Origin of the sequence: Bifidobacterium jacchi, assembly GCF_009078285.1 — a bacterium.
GTDB classification, from domain to species: Bacteria; Actinomycetota; Actinomycetes; order Actinomycetales; family Bifidobacteriaceae; genus Bifidobacterium; species Bifidobacterium jacchi.
Genome location: NZ_RQSP01000003.1, coordinates 98,146 through 123,641, shown reverse-complemented (window position 1 = coordinate 123,641; position 25,496 = coordinate 98,146). Strand labels below are relative to the sequence as shown.

19 protein-coding genes and 1 pseudogene are annotated in these 25,496 nt (G+C 65.7%); 11 read left to right on the top strand and 9 right to left on the bottom strand.

Going from position 1 to position 25,496, the window contains the following annotated elements:
- Positions 1–84: 84 nt before the first annotated feature.
- Positions 85–1,074, bottom strand: coding sequence for a PAQR family membrane homeostasis protein TrhA (trhA, locus tag EHS19_RS01725; protein ID WP_421745064.1), 990 nt, complete (start codon positions 1,072–1,074; stop codon positions 85–87).
- A 147-nt stretch (positions 1,075–1,221) separates the two neighbouring features.
- Here trhA and EHS19_RS01720 point away from each other — a divergent pair, with 147 nt between their 5' ends.
- From EHS19_RS01720 to EHS19_RS01710, 3 genes are all read left to right on the top strand, one after another.
- Positions 1,222–2,709, top strand: coding sequence for a sensor histidine kinase (locus EHS19_RS01720; RefSeq protein ID WP_151916055.1), 1,488 nt, complete (start codon positions 1,222–1,224; stop codon positions 2,707–2,709).
- A 372-nt stretch (positions 2,710–3,081) separates the two neighbouring features.
- Positions 3,082–3,786, top strand: coding sequence for a DNA-binding protein (locus tag EHS19_RS01715; protein ID WP_206666302.1), 705 nt, complete (start codon positions 3,082–3,084; stop codon positions 3,784–3,786).
- The gene (locus EHS19_RS01710) at positions 3,783–4,022 is read left to right on the top strand and encodes a hypothetical protein (protein ID WP_151916053.1); all 240 of its coding nucleotides are present in this window, start codon (positions 3,783–3,785) and stop codon (positions 4,020–4,022) included. The genes EHS19_RS01715 and EHS19_RS01710 overlap by 4 nt, the downstream gene beginning before the upstream one ends.
- On the opposite strand, the gene EHS19_RS01705 is transcribed toward EHS19_RS01710, so the two are convergent.
- From EHS19_RS01705 to EHS19_RS01680, 6 genes are all read right to left on the bottom strand, one after another.
- On the bottom strand, positions 4,015–4,443 hold the full coding sequence (locus EHS19_RS01705; protein ID WP_175578239.1) for a HepT-like ribonuclease domain-containing protein: 429 nt from the start codon (positions 4,441–4,443) through the stop codon (positions 4,015–4,017). The genes EHS19_RS01710 and EHS19_RS01705 overlap by 8 nt on opposite strands.
- Positions 4,440–4,844, bottom strand: a complete 405-nt coding sequence (locus EHS19_RS01700) for a nucleotidyltransferase family protein (protein WP_151916051.1) — start codon at positions 4,842–4,844, stop codon at positions 4,440–4,442. Before EHS19_RS01700 ends, EHS19_RS01705 begins: the two co-directional genes overlap by 4 nt.
- Positions 4,845–4,924: 80 nt before the next feature.
- Positions 4,925–5,305: a hypothetical protein gene (locus EHS19_RS01695; RefSeq protein WP_151916050.1), complete on the bottom strand. Its 381-nt coding sequence runs from the start codon at positions 5,303–5,305 to the stop codon at positions 4,925–4,927.
- A gap of 852 nt (positions 5,306–6,157) precedes the next feature.
- Positions 6,158–6,433 carry a WhiB family transcriptional regulator gene (locus tag EHS19_RS01690; protein WP_151916049.1) on the bottom strand — a complete coding sequence of 92 codons (276 nt, stop codon included), beginning with the start codon at positions 6,431–6,433 and terminating at the stop codon, positions 6,158–6,160.
- 77 nt (positions 6,434–6,510) lie between these two features.
- Entirely contained in the window at positions 6,511–8,547 is a 2,037-nt protein-coding gene (locus tag EHS19_RS01685) for an FtsK/SpoIIIE domain-containing protein (RefSeq protein WP_241677015.1), read from the bottom strand.
- 350 nt (positions 8,548–8,897) lie between these two features.
- Positions 8,898–10,406: an LCP family protein gene (locus tag EHS19_RS01680; protein WP_241677014.1), complete on the bottom strand. Its 1,509-nt coding sequence runs from the start codon at positions 10,404–10,406 to the stop codon at positions 8,898–8,900.
- Positions 10,407–10,677: 271 nt separating this feature from the next.
- Here EHS19_RS01680 and EHS19_RS01675 point away from each other — a divergent pair, with 271 nt between their 5' ends.
- The 3 genes from EHS19_RS01675 (at position 10,678) to EHS19_RS01665 (ending at position 15,862) form a co-directional block, all read left to right on the top strand.
- Positions 10,678–10,995, top strand: a complete 318-nt coding sequence (locus EHS19_RS01675; protein WP_151916048.1) for a WhiB family transcriptional regulator — start codon at positions 10,678–10,680, stop codon at positions 10,993–10,995.
- Positions 10,996–11,117: 122 nt separating this feature from the next.
- The gene (locus EHS19_RS01670; RefSeq protein WP_151916047.1) at positions 11,118–14,303 is read left to right on the top strand and encodes a glycosyltransferase family 2 protein; all 3,186 of its coding nucleotides are present in this window, start codon (positions 11,118–11,120) and stop codon (positions 14,301–14,303) included.
- Positions 14,300–15,862: a DUF5719 family protein gene (locus EHS19_RS01665; RefSeq protein ID WP_151916046.1), complete on the top strand. Its 1,563-nt coding sequence runs from the start codon at positions 14,300–14,302 to the stop codon at positions 15,860–15,862. Before EHS19_RS01670 ends, EHS19_RS01665 begins: the two co-directional genes overlap by 4 nt.
- An 81-nt stretch (positions 15,863–15,943) precedes the next feature.
- Here the strand turns inward: EHS19_RS01665 and EHS19_RS01660 are convergent, their stop codons facing one another.
- On the bottom strand, positions 15,944–17,809 hold the full coding sequence (locus EHS19_RS01660) for a bifunctional ADP-dependent NAD(P)H-hydrate dehydratase/NAD(P)H-hydrate epimerase (RefSeq protein ID WP_151916045.1): 1,866 nt from the start codon (positions 17,807–17,809) through the stop codon (positions 15,944–15,946).
- A gap of 260 nt (positions 17,810–18,069) precedes the next feature.
- Positions 18,070–19,671, bottom strand: a complete 1,602-nt coding sequence (locus tag EHS19_RS01655; protein WP_151916044.1) for an ABC-F family ATP-binding cassette domain-containing protein — start codon at positions 19,669–19,671, stop codon at positions 18,070–18,072.
- Positions 19,672–20,028: 357 nt separating this feature from the next.
- On the opposite strand from EHS19_RS01655, the gene pcp reads away from it, so the two are divergent.
- From pcp to EHS19_RS01630, 5 genes and pseudogenes are all read left to right on the top strand, one after another.
- The gene (gene pcp / locus EHS19_RS01650) at positions 20,029–20,691 is read left to right on the top strand and encodes a pyroglutamyl-peptidase I (protein WP_151916043.1); all 663 of its coding nucleotides are present in this window, start codon (positions 20,029–20,031) and stop codon (positions 20,689–20,691) included.
- A gap of 209 nt (positions 20,692–20,900) precedes the next feature.
- Positions 20,901–21,767, top strand: a complete 867-nt coding sequence (locus EHS19_RS01645; RefSeq protein ID WP_241677013.1) for a M15 family metallopeptidase — start codon at positions 20,901–20,903, stop codon at positions 21,765–21,767.
- A gap of 196 nt (positions 21,768–21,963) precedes the next feature.
- Complete coding sequence (locus tag EHS19_RS01640) at positions 21,964–22,815, top strand: hypothetical protein (protein WP_151916042.1); 852 nt, start codon at positions 21,964–21,966, stop codon at positions 22,813–22,815.
- Positions 22,816–22,930: 115 nt separating this feature from the next.
- Positions 22,931–24,493 (top strand): DUF3375 family protein, encoded by a 1,563-nt coding sequence (locus tag EHS19_RS01635; RefSeq protein WP_151916041.1) that lies wholly within the window; start codon positions 22,931–22,933, stop codon positions 24,491–24,493.
- A gap of 200 nt (positions 24,494–24,693) precedes the next feature.
- Positions 24,694–25,482: pseudogene (locus EHS19_RS01630) on the top strand (DUF4194 domain-containing protein); the annotation flags it as partial.
- Positions 25,483–25,496 lie beyond the last annotated feature (14 nt).

Here is a 25,496-nt window from a genome sequence, read left to right as displayed (position 1 = left end):
GCCATATCGCATGACCCCGCCCGTCGTCGTTTGCGATCGGAACCGCGTGAATCCGGCTTTTCCTCGGCGTGCGCCGAAGAAGCGTCAGTGCCACAGCGAGACGATGACCATATAGATCGCCACCATATGGCACGCGTATCCGGCGACCGTGCCGCAGTGGAAGATCTCGTGGAATCCGAACACGCGCGGCCACGGATCCGGCTTGCGCAGCGCGTAGACGATCGCGCCGAGAATGTAGCATGCGCCGCCCGAGCACAGCAGCACGACCACGGCCGGCCCCGCGTACGGCGACGTCCAGAACAGCGCCATGAACGCCAGACCGTAGATGCCGAACACGATGTAGACGACGGTGTAGAGCCATCGCGGCGCCGAAATCCAGATCACGTGGATGATCATGGCCACCGCGGTGCACGTCCACATCGAGATGATGATGAAATTGCGCCAGAACGGGGTGAGTGCGAACGACACCGGCGTATAGGTGCCGGCGATGAGCAGGAAGATGTTCACATGGTCGATGCGCCGCAGCACGTCGGTCACGCGCGGGCTCCAATCGCCCAGATGATAGCAGGCCGAATTGGTGAACAGCACCAGCGAGGCGGTCATGAACACGGCGCACGCCCACTTGAGTCCCGCGCCCTGCGCCAGACAGATGAGCACGATGCCGGCGGCGAGCGACAGCGGCGAGGCGACGGCGTGGATCCAGCCGCGCATCGCCGGCTTCGGCCGCCCGTGCACATCGAGACGGATCTTGCGTTCGACTTCGGCGGGGGAGATGCCTTCGAGGCGCAGCGCCTTGGCCTCGCCCTTGGCGATGACCGCACGCGCCTTCTGCTCGGCCTTGCGTCGGATGGTTTCGGCCTTGGCGTGCGATTTGGCGCGCACCGCGTCGGCCTTGGCCTGCAGTGCGGCCTCGCGGGCGGCGACCGCGGCGGCGCGCTTGGCGGCGATCTCGCGCGCCTTCGGCGTCAGGGCGGCCGGCTTGGTCGTGCCGATTGGGCTGGTCGGATTCGTGTGATCGGACGGATTCATCGGATCGGTCGTATTGGTTGCTGACGCGTTCGCTGTTTCGGACATCGGTCTGCCTCACTCCCCGGCTGCATATCGGTTACGCAACCGTAACTTACGTTACCGTAACCGCTGCGATTGTCAAGTCCCATCCGATCATGACACGACCGGGCTCATGCCGCCGCGGCCGCCCACCCCTTGCGTATGATGGTACCTATGGCTGACTTCTCACATGTTTTGGCGACCCGCCCGGATTTTGACGATAGCGACCGTGAATGGCTGCACCATCTGGTGGCCGACTGGCAGGTGATCTCCGACCTGAGCTTCGCCGATCTGCTGCTCATCCTTCAGGACGGCGACGGCAACTACATCGTGGCCGAGCAGTGCCGTCCCTCCACGGTGATGACGCTGCGCACGGAGGACATCGTGGGGGATGTCATCACCGATGACATCTACGGCGAACTCGATGCCGCGATGCAGGCCACGACCGTGTTCCGATCCACCGTGCTGCGCACCGTCGGCAGATCGACCATCTGCAACGTTTACGCGCCGGTCAGGCACAACGGCAAGACGCTCGGGCTGGTGGTGCGCGAGACCAACATGGCCACCCGTGAATCCAACGGCCGCTACGAGTCCGAAAGCATCAACGCCGGCAAGCAACTCTACGAGATGATTCCACGCGGCCAGTTCCCCTACATCGACTCGGTGATGAGCCAGCGTCACATCGCCCGCGTCTCCGACGGATTCATCATTCTCAGCCGCGACGGCATCGTGCGCTACGCGTCACCCAACGCGATCAGCTGCTTCAGACGACTCGGCTCCCTCGCCACGATGCAGGGTCAGCTGCTCAGCGAGATCGGCACCCAGCTGCTGCGCGAGCATGATCCGCTTCCCGAATCGCTGCCGCTGGTGCTCAGTGGCAAGGCCGCCGTCGATTCCGAGCTCGATGCCAACAAATCCGCCGTCTCCATGCGCTCGCTGCCGATCTGCGACCCCAACGGCCGCATCGGGGCGATCATCCTGTGCCGTGACGTCACCGAGCTGCGCAGACGCGAGCAGGAGCTGCGCACCAAGGACGCCACGATCTCCGAAATCCACCACCGGGTGAAGAACAACCTCCAGGCGGTGAGCGCGCTGCTGCGCCTTCAGGCGCGCAAGACCAAGTCGGCCGAGGTGCGCAAGGAGCTTGAGGAGGCGCAGCGCCGCGTACAGACCATCGCCATGGTGCACGAGGGGCTCAGCCAGACCGCAGACGAGATCGTGGACTTCGACAAGGTCATCAACGGCCTGCTCAAGATGAGCATCGACCTGGCGACCATGCGCGACCAGAAGATCACCATCGACTTCGTCGGCAAGTTCGGCATGATGCCCGCGCAGGACGCCACGCCGCTGTCGTTGGTGCTCACCGAGCTGATCACCAACGCGGTCGAGCACGGGTTCGAGGGGCGCAAGGAGGGGCATATCACCATCTCCGTGGGGCGCAGCGGCGTCAATCTCAACGTCGTGGTCGAGGATGACGGGTGCGGCATCGACAAGGAGGAGCATGACGGCTTCGCGCGCTCCTCCGGCTCGGGGCTGGGCACGCAGATCATCAACACGTTCGTGACCAACGACTTCGGCGGATCGGTGCGCTGGGAGCAGCGCCGCGAAGGCGGCACGCGCGTCGTTCTGGAGATGAAGCTGCGGGCCGCCCAGCACGACTGATCCATGCTGATTGCCATGGTTTTGCGGCGGCGCGCGGCTCATCCGTGCGCTGTTTTCCTTGTGATGGGCTTGTAATGGGCAGTTATTGTTTTTCGACAATGCTGTCCAGCTTGGCTCATGTTCAAATACATCGCCCTAAGGGAGAGCATGGATGGAGCTCGTCCATGTCGATGAGAAAATCGTCGTCGAGCAGTCGAGCACTGCCGGCGCGCCACCGTCCGTCACCGCAACCGGATCGTCAGCCAACTCGTCAGTGACTGTCATTGAAGCAGTGCAATGATTGCTGGTGATCGTATGCAGGGCAAGGCATCCGACTGTTCGGTGTATACGTAACTATTCCTAAACTGGAATAGTTACGTATACAATAGGGATATGGCTATCAGAACGAATCGGACGCTGCTCACATGGCAGGAGGCCGCTCAGCGTCTCGCAGTGAGTGAGCGCCGAATCAGTGCGCTGTGTGCTGCGGGTCTGCTGGAGTCGTTTTCCGCGGGGAATGGCGTGCTGGTCACGGAGGATTCCGTGCGGCGTCAGGCACGGTATCAAGGTGCGGGCGGGCGTCCGTATTCGCCGGACATGGCGTTTGCGGCGTTATATGTGCTCAGCGGGCTTGAAGCGCCGTGGTTGGGGCGACAGCAGCGGTATCGGCTCAAGGGTTATCTGGAACGGATGGATGTGGAGAATCTGATTCGTCTTGTTCGGAGGCGTGCGACGATGATTGAGTACTGGTGCAGGGACTCCAACCTCGGCATGGTTTCAGACTCCATTCGCATTTCCGCCGCCACCGGATCGTTGACGGGCTCGTTCCAGCTGGCCGCCTCGGACAGGGTGGAGGGCTATGCAGCAGCCGACGCTTTGGATGATATCGTCCGACAATGCCGGCTGAAGCAAGGCGTGACGCCCATTCGGGTGCGACTCCATGCCGCCGACGATCTTCCCGCCGGAGAAGGGCCGATGCCTCTCGGTGTATGCGCGGTCGACTTGGCCGAATCCGATGACCCACGGGAACGCCGCGCCGGACGGGTAGCCCTTCAGCGTCTGATTGACGAATACCACCATAAGGAGCACCAACATTGATCCCGACGATCCGCATACCCAACACGGGACATCCCTGGAGCACCGTATACGCGGTCGGTGCGGTTGCTGATATCCGTTTCGGTGAAATCGTCGTTGTTTTGAACGAGCTGCACGAGTTCAGAATGCCGGTGCCAGTGTCGGTGCCGCTGCGCGCGTTCGCCACGTGTGCTGCGACGCGCATGAATTCCGTGCCACGTTCCGCTTGTATTCCTTGGATTTCGATAATGATCAATTGATGCCGCGGGCGTTTTTCAAAGCCGTGGAACCGATATCCCCAATGTGAGTGTCTGGTATGCCTATCTGGGCAATCGCTTTTTCGACACAAGCCATGACCTCTGGTGATTCTTCAGTTACCGATTGGTAAATAGTGTCGAAATCGAGATTGCCGTAATCGTGGACAACCCAATCACGGGTACCTGCAATCGCTTTCCATGCAATGTCAGGTTGGCTGGCAACGAATTGTCGGGATAGCTTTTTCACATGTTCGCCCGCCTGAGCCACTGCCATGGCAACAGCGTGTTGACGTAGCTCGTCCTCCGCGAACTGTTCTATAGTAACGCCGTCCAAGAACGACAAAGCCAGTTGGAGCTCATGCTGGATTTGCAGGAGATGGATGAGATCGCGTTGCGTGTCGTGTGATGAAGGTTTGCCGGTCAATCGTTTTCCTCGCATTCCTCGGGCAGGATACGCAGTATCGGTTTAGTGGAGACATTGCGCACGAATAATGAACGAATCAGTTCGTTGTACGGCTTGCTTTCAGGTTGCGTGATATAGCTGACGGGCACGAGATCGATATCCCTGCCGAACGCCTCGCGGAGCGCATTGCGAAAATTCACAACTCGTCGGACGCGCATAACGTCATCACTGGTGCCGTAGATGAGATCGATGTCGGAATCAGGAGCGGCATTCCCATTGGCCATCGAACCGAATAAATACAGTTCGACAATACCGTATTGGCGTGCGATAGGACGGGCCACGGCGGCGATCTCGGACGGCGATGGAGCCTTCCCATACTGTCCGCCGTCAGTCTGCATCACCGGAGCCATTGTTGCTGTCATGGCTCCAGTCTACCTATCACATGGTATGCGCTGCGTTCCCCGAGTTGTTCTGAACGCCTTTCGGTGCTCCGCCGTCCCTCCTACAGTTCGATGTCCTGGGCGAGGATGGTGATGGCGTCGGTGCGGTGTTCGAGCCACCATTCGGCGTCGTCGCGGCGCAGCACCTGCTTGCGCAGCTCGTCGAACGCGTCTCTGTCCTCGATACGCGCGTGGCGGGCGAGCACGGTCACCTGCGCCAGAACGCGCCGGCGTATCGGCTCGGCCCGATCGCACTGCGACCTCGAACCCCACAGCTCGCAGAAGCCGTCCAGTCTGTTGCTTCGCCGACTCTGGATGCCGGTGCACGATGTGCACAGCGTCTCCTCGGCCCGCCGCACACGCTGCTCCACGATCACATATGGGCCGTCCACGTTGATCCGCTCCTGATGCCCGCAGCGGTGCGTGATCATCCGCCATGCCATGCCGAGTCTCCTTTCCGTGTAGTCGGTTCATCGAATCGGCGCAGCGGGCCAGCTTGCTGAACCGCTTGCTGAACCGCTCGCTGAACCGGCGCATCCGTCATCACCAGTAGAACAAATATTCTAATACTATGTGGACATTTGTTCGATTTCTTGATGTGGATTCGCCTGTCATTCGCTGTCGGCGCAACGTCTGACCGCGTTCCTGCCGATGCAGGGAATTCTCGCAGTGCTGCCTGATGTCGTGAAGAACGTGTGGCCCGTCTCGCAGTCCGTCTCGCGCATGATTGCGTCACCGGATTGTGCTGCCGATTGTCACGCGGCGCAAAAACGCCGAAAATCGCGTCGCGTGACAAGCCGCGACGGGCCGCGATGATCCGCCGTCATGTCACTTGGTCGCAAAAAGGCGGAATTCCAATGCTTTCTACTGGAGCCGAATCAGGCTTGCTTGTCACGCGGCGTGAAAAACGGGCAAAACGGCGTCGCGTGACAAATCGGCTTGTCACGCGGCGTCAAAATCGTCGAATAATGCATCGCGTGACAAATCGGCTGCTTGCGGAATGCGGCGCAGTCGTGCATTGGTTGCCGATCCGACGGCCTGTCGGATATTCGCGAGTGGCTTCCTTTCGGTCGCGCCCCCAATCGCTTCAGAATCGGCGCTGACTGTGCGCGTTTACGATATGGGCGCGCATGCAAGTAACGCGTGCAAAACGCATGCAAGTAACGCGAAAGGCTCCGGGTGAACCAATCACCCGGAGCCTTTCATCTGAATGCCGACTAACTGAATGCCGGTTGCGAATACCGCGCCGCCGAAACCGTGCAACGCCGTGCAACCGACGTGCCGCGGCCTGCGACTTACAGCTGCTGCATGGCCTGCGTGCGGCGGGCGCGCATGGCACGCCGCTTGAGCGCGCGACGCTCATCCTCGCTCAGACCACCCCAGACGCCGTAGTCCTGATTGGTGTCCAGCGCGCACTTGAGGCATGCGTCGATCACCTTGCAGGTGCGGCACACGGCCTTCGCCTCCTCGATCTGCTGAAAGGCCGCGCCGGTGTTGCCCACAGGGAAGAACAACTCCGGATCCTTGTCGCGGCATGCGGCCTTGGCACGCCAGTCAAAAGCACTGCTCATAATTCACTCCCCATAGCCTCGTATGAAAGTCATAACACAGATAACCACGAATCAGCCGACTTTTCAAGAGCTTTCGCCTACGGATTTTCCAACGTGCATGTTTTCGGAGAATCCGTGGAGGAATCCGCGTGCGGCGAAGGGCATTGGATCAGCGTCGAGCGGCCATGAAACACCAGCACCGCGCGTCCGGGGGTGGCCAGATCGTCCGCATCGAGCTGGGAGAGCATCTGCGCCGACACCCCGTTCATCAGATCGTTCGCGCGCTCGCCCGTGGGAAACACGATGCGTGTGGCGCAATGCTCCGGCACGCGCAGATGACGGGATGTGTGCACGGCGAAGATGATCGTCGCGCGTCGGTCGGCGAACGCGTCCCGCAGACGCTGCGCGACGGCCTGTTCGCAGAACGGATCGAACAGGTCATCGGCATCGTCGAGCAGCCATATGATTCGCGGCGGTTTCGGGCATGGTCGCGGACGTGCACACGCCGGTGCCCGTGTTCGCGACCGCATCGCTTCGCGCCTGCGTCTGAGCCGACGCGTGACGTATTCGCCGGACTCCCGCGTGGTCAGCGTGACTTCGACGTTGCCGCAGTCGAGTAGCTGTTGCGCAAGCGTGCGGATGAGCGTGCTCTTGCCGCGGCCGGTCGGACCGATGATGCCGATGCCGCCGGCATCCAGCGGCAGATGCGCGGTGAACACGCCGATGCCGGTATCGCCCAGCGCGAACGGGATGCTTCGTGGCGGGATTCCGCCTTCGTCAGGTCCGCTCGTCGCATCCGGTCCGCTCATGGGAGGGGATTCGCCGTGACCCGAGTCATTGCGGCCAACCCCGCCGTCTGCAATCCCGCCGTCCGACGTTCCGCCCATGTCGTCGGCATCATCGCGGGGCAGTCGTTCGACCGTGCGCGGCAGCGGTGGCGTGAACAGCGGCCGGGATCGCACCATGCCGTGAAACGCCGCAGCCTGGCCGATCGCGTCGACGATATGGCTCATCGCCTCCGCGGAAGCGCAGCGCAGCGCGCTCGCGGACTCGCCGTCATGGCAGTAGGCCGCTCCCGGCAGCGCGGGACTGATGGCGGCCGCCCGACCGTCGCCGATCAGTTCGGCGGACTGCATGCCGTCGCGCACACGCAGGCAGATGCTCACCGCGATGTTCGCCTTCATATCCGCGCTGATCTGCCCCATCGGATTCTGCGTGCAGGCGATCAGATGCATGCCGAGCGAACGGCCGAGCGCCGCGACCCGCACCAGACGTTCCACATAATCAGGAAGCTGGGAGCGCAGCGCATGGAACTCGTCGACCACGACCATGAGCCTCGGCGGCGGGTCGGTCAGACCGTTGATGTCCGACGTCCTGTGCGAGGCGACGAGATGCTCGCGCCGCCTGAGCTCCTGCTCCAAGGCCTCAAGCGCCCGCACCGCGTGCCGCAGATTCAGATCGCTGACGCATCCGACGGTGTGGGGCAGATGTTCAAGACCGCTGAACGCGGAACCGCCCTTGAAGTCAAGAAACACGAAATTGAGACGGGATGGCGGATTGCGGCATGCCAGATACGCGCACCAGATCTGCAGGAGCACCGACTTGCCGGATCCGGTGGTGCCGGCGACCAGCGCATGCGGGCCCCGTCTCGTCAGATCGAGTCGGAACGTCCCGTCATGCGACATGCCCAACGGCGCATCCATGGATGGGGGAGCAAGCCACCATCGCACGATGGTCCGCCACAGGAGCGGATCGGTGGCCTCCTCATCGTTCATCAGCGCCATGAGCGAGCGCGATCGAATGGTCGAAAAGTCGACCGCAGCGGCACCCCGCCCATCCGGCATGCCCGCCTCGCCGGCGCCCGGCAACGCCTCTCCATAGCCGGCGCCGATTCCGGCGTCGCTTCCAGAGCCGATTCCGGAGCCGATGCCGGAGCGTCGCCGCTTGCGCGTAATCGCCGACGCGACGAGCATGGCGGCGCATCCGATCGCTCCGGGCACCACCATAAGCGCGAACATCCATCGTCCGTCCGCGAGCATGACGGTCATCATCATGAGCTGTGCGCCCAGCGGCGCGATCATGGCGATCATCTGGAGGCGAGCCGCGGCGGCTTCCGGATCGCGCCTTCGGTGCACGTTCTGCTGTGGTTCGTACTGTGGCGGCGCATCCTGCCGGGGCTTGTTCCGCTGTCGCTTGTTCCGTGATCGCTGGTTATGCGGCTGGCGCTGCGCCGATCGGAGTGGGCGATGCGCCGCGCATTGTGATTTGCGGCGCGTCCTGTATGGCGTTCTGCCTTGCTGTGTAAAGGGTCTCATGCGACGAATCATGACCGGCAACCGGCTTCATGGCAACCGGATACGGCCATTGTGGACGCACAGCCCGGCCTTCGGCGTGTTGTGGAAAACTCATTTTCGCAAGTGAACGCGGCTGTCGCATGGCCGCTTGGCTCTCGCCTGGTCTCGTCTAGCCGACCACTTGCCTTCGCCTAGCTTTCGGCGAGGGTGCCCACCGCTCCGGCCTTGTGCGTGCCCTCCGCCAGCTGGCTGAACAGCGCCAGATTCTTGGTGTCGTCGAGCAGCACGCTGGACCCGACCCCCTCCACGTAGTAGCCAGGATCGGTCCAGTAGAGACTGCCGCTGATGCCGTTGTCCCCGGTGGCGTCGCGGAACGCCAGACCCATCGACAGCAGCGTGGACGCGTTCGTGTCGTTGTCGACGGTGATCGCCTTGAGCGTGGCGTCCGCGGTCGCGGCGACGACGGCCGGATTGGCGAGCGTGCCGGCGCTGAGCGCCTTCTTCATGATCGCGCCGATGACCTGACGCTGCCGTGCGGCGCGTCCGAAGTCACCCTGCGCATCGGAGTAGCGCATGCGGGAGAACGCCAGCGCGGTCGCCCCGTCCGCCTCATGGCATCCCGCCTTCCAATCGAGACCGGACTGCGGATCGTTGACGGTCTGGTCATAGCACAGGGTGATGCCGCCGAGCGCATCCACCACGCTTTCAAGTCCTCCGAACTTGATCTGCGCCACATGGTCGATCTTCTGTCCGGTGATCTGCTCGACCTGCCCGACCAGCTGCTTGCCGCCGTAGAGCTGCGCCACGGCGTTGATCTTCATGTACTGCCCGTCGAGCTGCACGAGCGAGTCGCGGGGGATGGATATCAGCGAGCTCGGACCGCTTTTCGGCTTGGTGAGCACGAGAATCGTGTCGGTGCGGTATCCGGTCACCGTGTCGTCGCCGGCGCCGGGGGCCGAGGACCCGTCGCGCTCATCCGAGCCGAGAATCAGCCAGGACGTCGCTCCGGAGGTGTCCGACTTGCCGGTCAGCCAATCCGACTTGTTGAGCCGCCCATTCACCCAGCCCAGCGCGCCGAAGACCGCGGCGACGAGCAGTGCGACGAGCAGCGCCAGCGTGCACAGCACGATCGGCAGCGCTCGCCGACGCCGCTTGACGGCGACGGGCGCTGCCCCCGGACCTTGGAGCGGCGCGCCTGGTTGCGCAGTTCCCGGCAGCGCTCCGCCCTGCCATGGTCCGGCGGGTGCGGCTGGCGCGGCAGAACCGGTGGGACCGGTGCCGGAGAGCATCCGCGATGCCGCCGACGCGGGCGAGGCCGATGCGTTGCGCGAGGAACCCGCCGAGCGTCGCGGAGCACGCCGCGGGGGAATCGACTGCGGAATCGACTGCGGAGCCGACTGCGACTGCGGCTGGAACGATTGCGGCTGAAACGATTGCGATGGCGCAATCGAGGGTGCCATCGACGGTGTTCCCGATGGCGCGCTCGACGGCGGATACGTCGGGGCCGACGCGGCATGGCGGCCGGTCGTCGACGGGAACGACGGAGGCGCTCCCGCTCCTGCGCTCGCAGGCTGGGCCGATGGGTCGGCGGACGGCTGATCGAGGCGGGACGACTGGGGTGCCGGACGATGGCGGCCGGATGATGGGATGAAGCTCGGAGGATTGCCCTGTGTTCCGTTCCCGTCGAAGCCGGTCATCATTCCTCCGTTTCCCCGCGTGTCCCATGCATGTCTGCTGTTCGTCGTCCTAGAACGTCCTAGACACTTTGGCACACCATCGGGCGGATTCGGCGTGCATGACGCCAATCCTGCGCAGGAACGGCACAATACGGCACAATACAACGCGCCGCACGAGCGGCGGCGGGCATGCCGGGCCTGCGGGCGGACGCGGAACGGGACTTGACAAACCCAATGCTCCATGTGTGTAATTTACGGGATATAACAGCGGTTCGATTGCGGTAAGGAGGGACATATGTGGAGTGTCGCCGACGATTCCGCGAACGAGGGGCCGATGAGCGAGAAGGCGCTTCGAGTGCTGTGGGGAGTGGTCGAAGCCGACGAGGACATGTCCTGGCAGCACAAGGCGCTGTGCTCGCAGACCGATCCGGAGGCGTTCTTCCCCGAGAAGGGCGGGTCCACAAGGGATGCGAAACGGGTGTGCGCACGATGCGAGGTCCGCCAGGAATGCCTGCAATGGGCGATCGAACACGATGAGCGATTCGGCATCTGGGGCGGCATGAGCGAACGCGAGCGCCGACGCTACAAGAAGGAGCATCGGGCCCGCGCATGACGTAAAGCGCCGATGGCACCGCCACCGCTCCCACGCCGGTCCGACGCCGGTCCGACGCCGGCCCGACGGCGGCGGGCGGACGCATGCAAGACGTATGTAAGGACGTATGTACACTGGTAACCATGACTTCCACAGGCAATGACATTCAACAGGTCGTAGCCGGCCTTCTGTCCAGCCGGCCCTACTCGCACCGGCAGGACGTGGCCGCGGACGTGGCCGCGGTGATCGCCGTGGAAGACGACATGACCTTTTTCCCCGACACCCTGCGCGCGGTGCTGTCCCAGCGCATGCTGCCGGGCATGATCGTCGTGGCGGACTGCACTGGTGCCACCACGCAGCCGGTGCAGTCGAGCTTCTCCGTGATTCCCTCCCCATCCGGGCCGCTGCGCGGCATGCCGAAGACGAAGACCGTCAGCGTGCGCATCGTGCGGACCAAAGGGGCGGTCTCGTTCTTCGACGCGGTCTCGAAATCGCTGTCGTACGCCGGCATCGACGACTCGACGCGCGCCCTGTGGCTGCTGCATGACGATTCGCGTCCGAACGACGACGAATGCCTCGCGCGACTGCTCGACGCATGGCGCAACACGCCGACCGCCTCGCTGCTGGGCGTCAAGCAGCTCGACTGGTCCGGACGCACGCTGCACGACGTGGGCGCCTACGCCGGCCGTCACCGCATCGAAACGCTGGTAGTGGACGGCGAGACCGATCAGGAGCAATACGATTCACGACGGGACGTGTTCGCCGTCAGCCTCGCCGGCGCGCTCGTCCCCACGGAGACGTTGCGCTCCTACGGCGGCGTCAATCCATGGTTCGGCTCCTTCGGGGAATCCGAGGACTTCTGCCGTCGCGTCTGCCTCGGCGGCGGGCGCGTCGTGGTGGTGCCGCAGGCCGCGGTCGCCCATCGACGCGCGCGCTTCGAGGGAGTGCGCACCCACGGCGGCCATCCCGTCGAATCCGGTCGCCATCTCAACAGCGCCATGCGATCCATGGAGGCCGCACAGCGATACCGGTACACGGATGTCGCGCCCCTGCTGTGGCCGTTCATCTGGGTGTGGAGCATCATCGCATCGCTGCCCCGCGCATTGTCCAGCCTGTTCGCCAAACGGCCGTATGAGGCATGCTGCGAGATCGCGCTGCCATGGCATGCGCTGGTCGGTCTGCCCCGCGGCCTCGCCGCACGCCGACTGGTGGGCCGATTCAGCCGGGTCCCGCTCAAACGGCTCCCCGGCCTGGTCGCGAGCCGCGCACAGAGCGCGCAATGGCGCGAACGCACGCGCGCATTCATGGAACAGGGCAGTGTGACGCTGCTCGGGCCGCTTGCCAGAGCCCATCTTCGGCGGCGTCTGGTCCGGCGCTGGGCACTGGCGATCGGATGCGCGATTGCGGCCGGCCTGTACGTGATCATCCTGTATCGCGGCGTCTTCCTCGCGGCGCTCGCGGGCGGTTCCCTGTATTCCGACGCGCTGCTGCCCACCGCCGCCGACTATGGGCAGCTCGCCCGCGCGGCCACCACGCCCTGGTCGTTCGCCGGATCGGGGGCGCCGGCGCCTCCCACGCCCTGGCTGATGGTGTGGCTGGCCGTCGCCACGGTGTGCTTCGGTCACGTTGAGGCCGCTTTGACGCTGATGTTCTTCGCCGCGGCGCCGCTCGCGTTTCTCGCGTTCTGGGCGTTGGCCGGCGTGTTCACGCGATCCGATGCGATCCGCGTCGTCGGCTCGCTGCTGTGGGTCGCGTCGCTGGCGGCCTTCGGCCTGTTCGCCCGGGCCGATCTGCCGATGCTCACCGTCGCGGTGTTTCTTCCGGCCGCGTTCGCGTTCGTGTTTCGTGCGGTGGGCATGTACCGCACCGAGGACGGGGTGCTGGCCCGGTCGTCGGTGCAGGCGGCGGCATGGTCGGCGCTGTGCTTCGTTCCCGTCGTCGCCGCCGAGCCGCAGCTGCTGCTGGCGCTGATCGCGGTGTTCGTGGTGTTCCTCGCATTCGTGCGGGCGCACCGCGCCATGCTGCTGCTCATTCCACTGCCGGCCGCATGGTGCGTCGCGCCGACGCTCGTCAACGTGGCGCGATACTTCCCGCAGGGGGCATGGCGACAGCTGTTCGCCGGCGCGACGCTGCCGTCGGTCGGCATGGATGGTTCCCCCCGATCGGATGGATTCGTGGCGGTTGCCGCGCACGCGCTCGGGTTGCCGCAGAACGGTCCGTACGGATGGCTGGCCGATGCGGCGCTTGTCGTCGTGGCGCTGGCGTTGGTCGCGTTCGCCGCGGTCGCGCTGCTGCTGCCGTTCGCGCTTCGCGCCACGCGTCTGATGTGGGTCGTCGCGCTGTGCGGCGCGGTCGTGTCGATGATCTCCGTCAGGGTGGCGGTCGGCCTGGATGCTACCGGCGTGGCGGCCGGCTCACCCTTGCCCGGCATGCTGTTCATGCTGATGGGGCTGCTGTCATGCACCTGCATGGTGGCCGGGGGAGCGGTGAAGCGATTCGAGCCGCTGCGCAGATCGGCATCCGAGATCCAGCCTGATGCGGGCGGCAAGACTGTCGGCGGAGAGCCGCATATCGCTGATTCGGACGGTGACTCCGCAGACCGGCCGTCCAAACGGAACGCCGACCGTGCGCTGGCGATCCGCCCCATTGCGATTCGCGTCGGCCGCGTGCTGCTTGCCGTGGTTCTGGCCGCCGGCGTCGCCGCCACGGCCGGCGTCGGCGCGCTGCGCGCGAACAGCGGTCATATCGCGGTCTCCGACGGTGGTCTGCCGATCGTGGCGGGCGATTATCTGCATCAGGATGATGCGCGGCGCATCCTCGCCGTGACCGCGGTCTCCGGCGATGAGGTCCGGTATTCCGTGATGCGCACGGGCCGAGGCGATCTGGTCGACGTATCCGCCGCGGTCAATGCGCGGCTCGTATCCGAAACCGACGAGAATCATGAACGGGCCGTGCTGTCGGATGCGACTGCACGGCTGCTTGCGGGAGTCGACGCCGACGCGATAGGCGACATCGCGGCCCTGGGATTCGGCGGCATCTTCGTCACCTCGTCCGGAGGCGACGATTTGGCCGCCGGACGCGCCGAGGAGCAGCTCGCCACCAACATCACCGCCAGCAACGGCACCGAAGCGGTCGTCTCGGGCGCAGACGGCACATACTATCGACTGACCATAGGCAGCACGCAATCCAAGACGATCGACACCGCGGCCCAGCGACGCGCCGAGACCAGCGGCTGGAGATACGCGTGGCTGTGGAGCCTGGCGCTGCTCGCCATACTGTACGTTCTGGTGGCGCTGCCCCACGGGCGCAGGACGAGGGAGGAACTATGAGCAACGACATGCCTCGGCATCGCAGAACGAATCACGCCCTGCGAACGACCATGGGAGCGGTCACGATGCTGGTGATCGTCGCGCTTGCCGCGGCGATCGCGATCGTGCGGCCGATGCCGTCGCTGGCCGACGCCGCGCGAGGGCGCTCCCTGACGGCGTCACGCACCGTCTCGCGGCTGCAGCTGCAGTCGTACTGCCCGGCGTCGATGAGCCTTCCCGATGCGCAGTCGTATGGCGACGACGAATTCCGCGCCTCGACCGGCGACCTGTCCTCGACGACGAGAACGGCCTCGTTCGGCGCGTTCTACCAGACCACGCTCACCGGACTCGACGGCAAACAGCGCACGTCGCTGTCCGCGGCGACCGGCGAGGGCACGATCGCGACGACAACCGACGACAATGCGGGCTCGTCGCTGGCGCAGACGCGGCTGCTGCGTTCGGATGACGGCAGCGGAACGGTCACGACGCGAGCCGTCAAAGCGACCAGCGGCGACCTCGCCGGCGTGTCCGCGACGACGTGCACCGCCACCGCATTGACGCACACGTTCCTGCTGCCGCAGACCACCACAGGCGTGTCGCAGCGGCTGGTCGTCGCCAATCCCTCGTCGAAACCGACATCGGTCGATGTCGTCATTCGCGGAACCAAGCAGTCCGGGCCGTTGTCGCTGGCCACCAGCGGCACGCTGACCGTGGATGCGCAAGGCGAGACGCAGATGGATCTGTCCGCCGCGGCCGGAGGGCAGGATGGACTCTACGTGACGGTCACCAGCCGCACGTCGGCCGTGGGAGCCGCCGTGCTCGTGGTTGCGATGGATGGTCTGACCGTGAAGGGTTCCGATTACGCCGAACCGGTGCCGGCGGCCGAGAAATCCGGCACCATGGCCGGCGTGGCGGCCGGCGATGAGGTGCGGGCGATCGTATACGCGCCCCAATCGGGCACGGTCTCGTTCTCATGGCTCACCACCGCCGGGCTGGTCAAGGCGCGCGCGGAGGCGACGGATCAGCGGGTCGGGTCGGATCGCGTCACGCGAATCGATCTGGGCAAGGCACCGAAAAACACGGTGGGCGTCGTCTACACCGCCGACGTGGGGATGTCGGTCGCCTTGCAGACCGTGCGCTCGGGGCGCGACGGACAATCCGACTTCGCGCTGATCGGTGCCGCGGCATCAAGCGCGTCCTCGGCGATCACGCTTCCCGACGGATTCTCCGGCCAGATGATGATCGTCAACGCTTCCGACAAGGACGCCAAGGGCGTGATCACCGGCTACGACGCGAAGGGCGGCGCGGCGGGCAGGCGCGACATCACGATCAAGGCTGGTTCCGCGGCATCGTTGCCGACTAGGGACATAGCCGCCGACGCGGTGGCGTTCACCGTGGACGCTCAGGATAACGTTCAGGGCGATGCTCAGGATGATTCGGCGCTCGCTTGGGGCATGATCGTCACCTCCGGCGACGTCGACAAGGCCGGTCTGGCGGGATTCTCCCACCTCAGTCCGCAGGCGCTGACCGCACAGACCATGCAGGTGCGCTCAAGCCCGGATCCCTCGATCGTGCGCTGACGGCCGTACGGATGCTGCGGCTCCTGCATCGTGTACGTAGCGCGTGCGCGACACAAGAGCCGCCACGAGACTACTACGAGACTACGAGAGCAGACGGTCGAAAGCGGCGGGAATGGCGTTGACCACATCCGAGGCCACAATCGGGTGTCCGAGACGAGTCGGCGCCTTGCGTTCGGTGATGCCGTAGATGGCGGGCGGCTCGAATCCCCGCTGGTCGGAATCCGAGGCGAGCGCCGCGGCATAGCCGTGCAGGTAGGCCGCGGCGGCCACGGTCCGTGCGATCGGCGTATCGTCATCCTGCTGGGCGAGCAGCGCGCCGATCATGCCGGCCAGCACGTCGCCTGCTCCGGCGGTGCCCAACCATGCGGGCGCGCGCCCGACCACGAGCACATACGGCGTGTCCGCATGCTGGTCGTCATGCCTGTCATCGTCGCCGGCGTAGTCCTCGCCGTTGATGGAAATCGTGCCGGCATCGCCATGAGCGGCGTCCCCGGATTCGCCGGTCTCGTCGCCTGCCGCTTCGCCGACCACCAGCGTGATCGCACCCTTGAGCAGCACCGTGGCGCCGGTCAGCTCGTGCGCGCGAATCGCCCAATGTAACGGTTCGAGCAGCACGTCCGCATCGTCGACGTCCACGCCGCGCGCGATCAGCAGTCGGGCCAGTTCGCCGGCATGCGGCGTGATGACCACCTGCGGCGGCACCTCGTCGGGCAGCAGGTCAAGTGCGCCCGCATCGACCACGATCGGCGGCATCTCATAGGCGAGATCCGGATCGTCGGCATCCTCGTCGATCGCATAGTGCGACAGCAGCTTGGCGATGGTTCTGCGCTGCACGTCGGAGTCGGCCTCGTCGCCTTGCCCGTCCGGCACGCCAGAACCCACGACCCACGACTGCACGCGGCCCTTGCCGAGCACCGCCTCGGGCACGGCGTCCAGCACGCGTTCGCGGGTCGGTTCGGGACCCATGTAGCGGATCATGCCCACATTGGTGGATGCCGTGGCGCGGGCGGACAGCACGGCCGCCCCCGGGTAGCGCAGCGAACCGGTGATCAGCCCGGTCACGCCGCGCGAATACTTCGTGTCGGCGAGATGGGGGAGTCGGATCGCCTGCGATGCGATGTCGCCGGACGCCGCCTGAACCGACGCTCCGGCCTCGTCGAGGTCGAAGCCGAAGTCGACGAGCGTCACCCGTCCGCATGCGTATGCGGCGGGCGGCAGCATGGCGCACGGCTTGAGCGCGCCGAACATCACGGTCGCGTCGGCGGGAATGTACGGACCGGTGATCGCCCCGTCGTCCACACCGACACCGGACGGCACGTCGATGGCGACGACCATCGGGAATCCGCCCGTGGTGTCGCCTCCCGGCAGCGCGGTCCGGTCGGGCACCGTGCCGTCCACGCCCAGCGAGGCCGCCACGGTGCCGGCCACGCCGCGCAGCTCGCCGTCAAGACCGATGCCGGTCATCGCGTCGATGATCACATGCGAATCGCGTGCCAGTTCGACCGCCGCGCGCATCCGCTCGCCGGCCTCGCCCGCGCTGAACCCGTTCGTGCAGCCGGGAATCCGGGAGGCGGGATCGAGCACCAGCACCTTGCCGCCGGCCTGCACGAACGCGGCGAACGCCTCCTCGTGCACGTCACGACCCACCATCACCGCCGTCACGTCGGCGCCGTTGTCGGAGAGCGCGGCCGCCGCATACAGTCCGTCGCCGCCATTGTCGCCCGCTCCGGCCAGCAGCGTGACGCGGGCGTCGTCAAGCGCCACGCCCTCGCCTTCGATCAGATCGGCGACCACGTGGGCCGCGGCGGATGCGGCCATGCGCATCAGCGGCACGCCGTCGGCCAGCAGAGGACGTTCCATCGCGCGTACGTCGGCGGCGCGATACGCGGCATGTCGCAGCATGTGCAGTCTGTGCTCGTCGTTGCGTTCGGCTGTGTTCCCGGCCATGATGCCAACCTCCCTGCGTTGTTCGGCATGTGCCACGCGCGCCGGAACGGCCATTCGCCGCAATCGCAGCGCGGGCACTCACTGTGACAATACAGTCTACTCGGATGCGTGCGATTACGCCGACCGCGCGACGCCCGTGGCGGCGGATCGGCTGGGTACGGCGAGCGGGCGATCGGCTGGGTGCGGCTGGGTGCGGTAGGCTGCGGCTGGCCGCGACGGGGTGCGACGGGGTGCCGTCGACGCAACGCGGCCGATGGCCGCTACTCCTCGGCGACGAGATCGAGGTAGCTGTCGTTCCACAGATCCTCGTCGCCGTCGGGCATGAGCAGCACGCGTTCGGGATTGAGCGCCTTGACCGCGCCCTCGTCGTGGGTGACGAGCACGATCGCGCCCTCGTACTTGGCGATGGCCTTGAGGATCTCGTCGCGTGAGGCCGGGTCGAGGTTGTTGGTCGGCTCGTCGAGCAGCAGCACGTTCGCGCGTGAGGTCACCAGCGTGGCGAGCGCCAGTCGGGTCTTCTCGCCGCCCGAAAGCACGTTCGCCGGTTTGAGCGCGTCGTCGCCCGAGAACAGGAACGAGCCGAGGATCGAACGCGCCTGCGTGTCGTTGAGCTCGGGGGCCACATGCGTGAGGTTCTCAAGCACGGTCGCGTTGAGATCGAGCGTGTCGTGCTCCTGCGCGAAGTAGCCGATCTTGCAGCCGTGACCGTATTCGACCACGCCGGTGTCGGGCTGTTCGATGTGGGCGAGCAGCCGCAGCGTGGTCGTCTTGCCGGCGCCGTTGTAGCCGAGGATGACCACGCGCGAGCCCTTGTCCACCGCGAGGTTCACGCCTGCGAACACGATGTTCGAGCCGTACGCCTTGGAGATGTCCTTCGCCATGATCGGCGTGCGGCCGCAGGGGGCGGGCTCGGGGAAGCGGATGTCGGCCACCTTCTCCTTCCGCTCCGCCTCGCTGGTCTCGGACAGCAGTCGCTCGGCGCGGCGCATCATGTTCTGCGCGGCGACGGCCTTCGTGGCCTTCGCATGCAGGCGGATGCCCTGCTTCATCAGTCGATCCGCCTTCTTCTCGGCGACCTCGCGCTCGCGGCGGCGGCGTTCCTCGTCGACGACGCGCTGATGCAGATACGCCTTCCATCCGAGCGAATACATGTCGATCTGTCCGGTCTGCGCGTCGAGATGCCACACCTTGTTGACGACCTCGTCGAGCAGTTCGGTCGAGTGGGAGATCACGAGGAACCCGCCCTCGAAGCGTTTGAGGAATCCGCGCAGCCATTCGATCGAATCGGCGTCCAGATGGTTGGTCGGCTCGTCGAGGATCAGCGTGTCGGCGTCGGAGAACAGGATGCGAGCCAGTTCGATGCGTCGGCGCTGGCCGCCCGACAGCGTGCCGAGCTCGCGGTTCATCACATCCTGGGGCAGGCCGAGGCTGTCGGCCATGGCGATCGCCTCCGACTGTGCCGCATAGCCGCCGGCCTTGTCGAACTCCTGCATGATCTTGTCGTAGCGGTTCATCGCGCGCGTCATCACGTCCGGGTCCGGATCGGTCATCTCCTTCTCGCATTTGCGCATGCGCGCGATGATCGTCGCGATGTCGCGCGCGCTCATCATGCGGTCGATCGCGGTCTGCGTCTGATCGGCGGCATGCGTGTCCTGCGGCAGGTAGCCGAGCTTGCCGGACACGCGCACCTTGCCGGCGGACGGCAGCATGTCGCCGGTGATGACGCGCGTCAGCGTCGTCTTGCCGGCGCCGTTGCGGCCCACCAGACCGATCTTGTCGCCTTTGGCCACATGGAAGTCGGTCGGGTGCAGCAGCGTGCGCGCGCCGATCTGAATCTCAAGTTCCTTCGCCTCAATGGCCATGCCTGTTCGCCGTCCCTCTCGTTCGTGTCGCCAGCTTCGTTCCGGCCGCCCTGTTCGCCTGGCTCCCTGCCCGGCTTCGCTCCATCCGGCTCGTGATCGTCTCGGATGGAGGCCCATGCGACCCATGCCGATTCATGCGATGCGTATCCGCCCGCGTTGAAGTCCAAAATTCCACTATAGCGAATGGGGGACGATCATGCATGGCGGCTGCGACTGCGGCGCGGGGCCGGTGCGGCGGCGCGACGCAGGCCGGTGCAGTGGTGGCGCGGTGGCGGTGGCGCAGTGGCGGGCGGCCGAGGCATCGTTGGCATCGTTCGGTATCGTGGATGAGTCATGAAGGAGAGCGAGGAGAGCGATATGTCAGCGAAACCATCCGGAGGGATTCTCGTCACCGGCTTCGACCCGTTCGGCGGCGAGAGCGTCAACCCCGCGTACGAGGCGGTTCGTCTGCTGCCCGATCGGATCGCGGGCCGACGAGTGACCAGGCTGGAGGTGCCGACCGCGTTCACGCGCGGTGCGACGGCGGTCGAGGATGCGATGGAGCGCGAACGGCCCGACATCGTGGTGTGCGTCGGTCAGGCGGGCGGCCGATCGGCGATCACCGTGGAACGGGTCGCGATCAACCTCGCCGAGGCGTCCATCCCCGACAACGACGGCGAACGCCCGAACGGCACGCCGCTGCGCGCCGACGGCGACACGGCGTACTTCGCATCGCTGCCGGTCAAGGCGATGGTCCGGGCCATCAACGACCACGGCATCCCCGCAGCCCTGTCGTACACGGCCGGCACCTACGTGTGCAATGCGCTCATGTACACCGTGCTCTATCTGATCGACCGCCGATTCCCCGGCGTCAAAGGCGGGTTCATCCATGTGCCGTTCGCGGTCGGGCAGGGCGTGGGCAAGCCGAACGGCACGCCCACGATGGAGATCACGACGATGGCCAGAGCCCTCGAATTCGCGATCGAGGCGGCGGTCGGCGCCGACGACGATGCGGATGAGATCATGGGCACGACCCACTGAATCAGGCCTGGACCCGCAGCATCCGGCATCGCCGTGATCCTGCGCATCGCGGCCTTCTGCTCGCCGCCGGTGCGCCGCTCATTCCCAAGGATGAGAGCCGAGATGAGAGCCGGCGGCGCCGCGTGACGATCTCGTTCCGCCGGCCGATGGCGGCAACCCCTGCGCTTCCTACGATGGAGGGTAATCCACGGAAAGGAAGGGAGGAGCGCATGCCGCGCACCATGATCGAATCCGACGCGCGGACCGCAGCCATGCCCACGTCCGCGCCGATGCCCACGTTCGCATCCGCATCTGCATCGATGTCCGCTTCCATCAGTCGGCCGCTGCAAGCGGATGGCCGCGCCGCAGGCCACGTGCGCAGCTTCGCCGAGTTTCGCCGCGCACGCATGATCAGATCGCTCAGGCGGCTGGCCGTCGCGTTCGTCGCCGTCGCGGCGCTCGCGGTCGGCGTGCTGTTCGGCCTTGGCCGCATCGCCCATATCGGACCGTTCGCGCCCGGCGTGCCGCAGGCCGCCTACGACGCGCGATCATGGAATCTGATCGTCGTCAACCGGTGGCATCGCATACCCGACGACTACCCTGCGCCCCAACTGACGAAGCTCGCCAACGGGCAGCAGGTCGATTCGCGCATCTACCCGGAGCTGCAGCGCATGTTCGACGCGATGCGCGCCGACGGGATCAGCCCCGAGGTGACGGCCGGATATCGCACGCATGACGAGCAGCAGCAGATCATGGACAGCACGGTATTCCAATATGTGAACCATCAGGGGATGAGCGAGAAGGAGGCCGCCGCCGCAGCCGAGACGAAGGTCGCGGTGCCCGGCACCAGCGAGCACGAGCTCGGATTGGCGATCGACGTCAACGCGGTCGGAGCCTCGGAGGCGGACGCCAATCAGCGCGTCTACGACTGGCTTGCGGCGAACGCGTGGCGATACGGGTTCATCCTGCGCTACCCGGACGGCAAAAACGACGTCACCGGCGTGTTGTTCGAGCCGTGGCACTACCGTTACGTCGGCGCCGAGGCGGCCCGGACCATTCACGACGAAGGCGTCACGCTTGAGGAGTATCAACGCTGACGGAAGCGCAGAATGTGCTTGTTGACAGGCGTGACGTTGCGAGCTTCGTGCCCATCGCATTGCAGACTGCCTCGACGATGGATGGCTGCCGTCCACGGACCCGCCGTCGGGGGCGGACGGCACGTCGCAGCGGTCCGGACGATAAACTGAAGACAGATTTCGCGATGACGCGCAACGCGGAACAACGGAGTTGAAGATGAACCACCTGAATCACATGAACTATGACGGTTGCGCGGGCCGCAGTCCTCGTCGCAAGGCCCGCGTCGTTCAGACGGCGCTGTGCGCGGCACTGATCGCATGCGCGCTCGTCCAGACGGCATGTTCATCTCCTCTGGACCGCACCGGCGGCGATGAGCAGGCCGTACCGCAATACAAGTCCCAGCTGCCGTCTGAGGACCGCATCGCAAGTCTGGAGACCATTGCCAAGCGCTTCGTCGTCTGCCTGACCGACGAGGGCATCGACGCGAGGCTCGGCGATACGCTGTCGCTGTCGATGGACGGCACTTCGGACCCGCTTCCGCAGACTACGGTGCTCCTGCGCATGCTTGGCGCGGATGGCAATCCCGTGGGCGTGGACGCGGACGGATTGGAGACCGACACTTCCGCATCAGCGCTGTATCCGGGCGTGTCCTATAGCAAGACGGATACGTCGGGAAGCTGGATCGCGGTCGCCGACTCCAGTGGGCTCGCCGGTACGCCATATGCAGGCAAACAGGGTGACTACGCCACCTGCGAGCAGACGAATCCCGACTTCGCGCAGCCTCCGCTCTCCGGCGACGCCTCACGCCCCAAGCCCAATCCCGACACGCAGCGCAATATGCTCGAATTCGCAAGGAAGGCGCGTGCGAAGGGATTCGATTGGATGAAGGACCCCGAACCTGATGATATGGCCAACGCCATCACTGTTCCCGACGATCTGTCGGCTGAGGAGTTCCGCCGGTTCCTCACCGAATTCCCTCCCAGCGTATGGCCAGACAGCATCAGCGGAATCATGATTCCATCATCGAGAGGTGATTTGTCGGCAATTCGCAATGAGGCATCACAATGACGAACGACGCAGCATGACAGATGCCGCGGCGGGTGCATAGGGCTGCGGCCGGGCCGGCGTAGCGGGAAGCGGCATGATACCCTAGTAAGCTGCGAAACGAAAGCGAGGCGGGCTTATGGGTGATGTCAGGCGCCAGATGGAACGGCTGCGGTTGGTGTACGAGACCGGCGTGCTCCGTCTGCTGCTGCGGCAGAACTCCCGACTCTACGTGGCGCTGCTGCGTTCCGCATTCGACCCGCTGACCGGCGAACTGCCGAGAGAGACCCTTGAGGAGCGCTTTGCACAAAGCCTGAATCTGCTCGCCGACGCCGGCGAATGGAGCGCGAAACCCGAGCAGACTACCGCCCAGGCGGCGCATCAGATCCTCGTCGATCTGAGCCGCGAGGGCGACGGCGACTACGCATGGCTCGCCAACGCGCACGACGCCGCATCCCATCGCTTCCTCTACCGGCTCACCGCGCGAGCCCATCGCGCCATCGAGGCGCTGGGTCGTCTTGAGGACGATACGCGCGCACTGTCCGGCGCGCAGGCCAACAGCATCATCATGGAGATCGAGCACGCGCGCATGCAGCTGACCGTCGACCCCGCCGAACGCGTGCGACTGCTGCGACAGGAGATCAGGGAGCGCCGCGAGGAGATCGAGCAGATCCAGCAAGGTCATGGACGTGCGGCGTTGAGCGAATCCCAGGTGAAGGACGTCATCGCCGTCATCCACAACACGCTGCGCGGCGTGCCCATCGACCTGCGCGAACTCGTGCTCGCCGAACGCGACAACGGCGACGCGCTGCGCCGACGCATGCAGAGCGGCGACATGAGCGTCGACGAGATCCTCACCGCCTACCATGACGAATACCGACGCTCGTTCCACGAATCCGATTCCGGAAGACGATTCGACGACGCGTTTCAGGTCATCATCACCGACGAGGGACGCCAGCAGATCGACGCCGCCCTGCGCGACATCGCGAAAACCCCGTATCTGGCCGGCGAATCGGGCGCGCTGCTCGACCAGATCCGCGACGAACTCGACCGCATCTACGTGGGTCTCGAGGCGGTGCGCCGGCAGATGCGCGTCTCCGACGAGGCGGTCAGCCGACTCGTCCGCCAGCAGTCCGACACGCGATACCGCACCATGCTCGGCAGACTCAACCGGCTCGTCGTGCGCCTCAACGCCGACGCAAGGGAGCATCCGGGCGACGCCGCCCGCCCATATCCGACCGGCAGCGCCGGCGGACAGCTCGCCGTGCTGCCGACCCGACCCGCCAGATCGATGGCCCGCTCCACCATGCCGCAATTGGCTGATTCACCGACGACTGCGGACGACGCGCCGGCGATCGACCTCGACTCCATGATCGCGGACGGCGGGCCGCGACTCAGACGCATGGCCGCGCTCATCCTCGCCCACCCGGTGACGGCGGCGGACGGACGCATCGACATGGCCGCCAGCTTCAACCGACTGCCCGAGCGTGAACGCCGGGAAGGCGAGATCGTCGGATTCCTCGGCGCGATTCGGGCCGAGGACGGCGAACCGCAACCGTCTGACGGCCTTGGCGACACCGGGGGACGGTTCGGCGCGACGACATGGCATTGCATCTCGCTCGACGGCCGACCGCGCGACTGGATGACGCGGAGGATAATGGTCGGCAGGGATGAGCTGGACGCCATCACGCGGGCGCACTGATCGGGCGCACTGATCGGGCGCACTGACCGGGCGCGCTGACCGAACGCATTGACCTCGCGCGGGAATGCGCGCGGCATGCGCAGACGCGCGGGGTCGCTCGGTCGCGAGGCAATGGCGATGAGGATACCGGCGGCGCAGCGGCAGGACGCAGTGGCGGCGGAATCGCACAGCAAGCACAGCACAAGGGAGAACGGACGGGAATGACGATGAACAACATCGATGGTATGACGCGCGCGCATGACGGCGGCATCACGGCGGAAGGCTCGGTAGGCGCCGAGTCGGTCGGCACCCAGTCGGTTGACGTAGAGCCAACCGGTACGCAATCCGCCGACCCGGAGTCGGCCGGCACCGGCTCGGTCAACCCATACGCCCTGTTCGAGGGCGACACCGGCGACATGACCGCCGACGCCAGACGGGCCGCGATCGCCCTCAAACGCGAACGCTACATATCCGGCGACCTCTACGACACCGTGCTCGACAACCGGGACGCCGTGATCCGCTCGCTCAACAACGACCTGCTCGAACTGGTCGTCAACGAGCGATACCGCATCATGATCGCCATGCCGGTCACCGGCCCCGACGTGACGCTGCGCGCGCTCAAGACCCGCGCCAGCCTCAAACGCGAGGAGGCGGCGCTGCTCGCCGTGCTGCGCGTCCGCGTGCTCGAATACGAGAACTCGCACGAGACCAGCGAACGCTGGCTGATCAGCTTCGAGGAGATTCGCGCGGCGCTCGCCACCGGAACCGGCTACCTGGCGGCGCGCAACGACGAGGAGGGCGTGCTGCGGCAGGTCGGCGCGCTCACCTCGGCCATGTGCACGTACGGCTATCTGGAGCGGCTTGCCGACGACGACACGATGTTCCGCATCACGCCGCTCGTGCCGGTGGTGCTCGACCGCGAGCTCGCCGATTCGTGGCTGTCGATCGCCGGCGACGAAACCGTCGGCGACACCGGCGAGGACGCTGATGGGGGCGCGCGCGGCGGTGAGGATGCGCGCAGCGG

Coding starts and splice junctions, on each gene's coding strand:
- trhA (WP_421745064.1), bottom strand. CDS start 1,074: ATGTCCGAAACAGCGAACGCGTCAGCAACCAATACGACCGATCCGATG.
- EHS19_RS01720 (WP_151916055.1), top strand. CDS start 1,222: ATGGCTGACTTCTCACATGTTTTGGCGACCCGCCCGGATTTTGACGAT.
- EHS19_RS01715 (WP_206666302.1), top strand. CDS start 3,082: ATGGCTATCAGAACGAATCGGACGCTGCTCACATGGCAGGAGGCCGCT.
- EHS19_RS01700 (WP_151916051.1), bottom strand. CDS start 4,844: ATGACAGCAACAATGGCTCCGGTGATGCAGACTGACGGCGGACAGTAT.
- EHS19_RS01695 (WP_151916050.1), bottom strand. CDS start 5,305: ATGGCATGGCGGATGATCACGCACCGCTGCGGGCATCAGGAGCGGATC.
- EHS19_RS01690 (WP_151916049.1), bottom strand. CDS start 6,433: ATGAGCAGTGCTTTTGACTGGCGTGCCAAGGCCGCATGCCGCGACAAG.
- EHS19_RS01680 (WP_241677014.1), bottom strand. CDS start 10,406: ATGATGACCGGCTTCGACGGGAACGGAACACAGGGCAATCCTCCGAGC.
- EHS19_RS01675 (WP_151916048.1), top strand. CDS start 10,678: ATGTGGAGTGTCGCCGACGATTCCGCGAACGAGGGGCCGATGAGCGAG.
- EHS19_RS01670 (WP_151916047.1), top strand. CDS start 11,118: ATGACTTCCACAGGCAATGACATTCAACAGGTCGTAGCCGGCCTTCTG.
- EHS19_RS01665 (WP_151916046.1), top strand. CDS start 14,300: ATGAGCAACGACATGCCTCGGCATCGCAGAACGAATCACGCCCTGCGA.
- EHS19_RS01660 (WP_151916045.1), bottom strand. CDS start 17,809: ATGGCCGGGAACACAGCCGAACGCAACGACGAGCACAGACTGCACATG.
- EHS19_RS01655 (WP_151916044.1), bottom strand. CDS start 19,671: ATGGCCATTGAGGCGAAGGAACTTGAGATTCAGATCGGCGCGCGCACG.
- pcp (WP_151916043.1), top strand. CDS start 20,029: ATGTCAGCGAAACCATCCGGAGGGATTCTCGTCACCGGCTTCGACCCG.
- EHS19_RS01645 (WP_241677013.1), top strand. CDS start 20,901: ATGCCGCGCACCATGATCGAATCCGACGCGCGGACCGCAGCCATGCCC.
- EHS19_RS01640 (WP_151916042.1), top strand. CDS start 21,964: ATGAACCACCTGAATCACATGAACTATGACGGTTGCGCGGGCCGCAGT.
- EHS19_RS01635 (WP_151916041.1), top strand. CDS start 22,931: ATGGGTGATGTCAGGCGCCAGATGGAACGGCTGCGGTTGGTGTACGAG.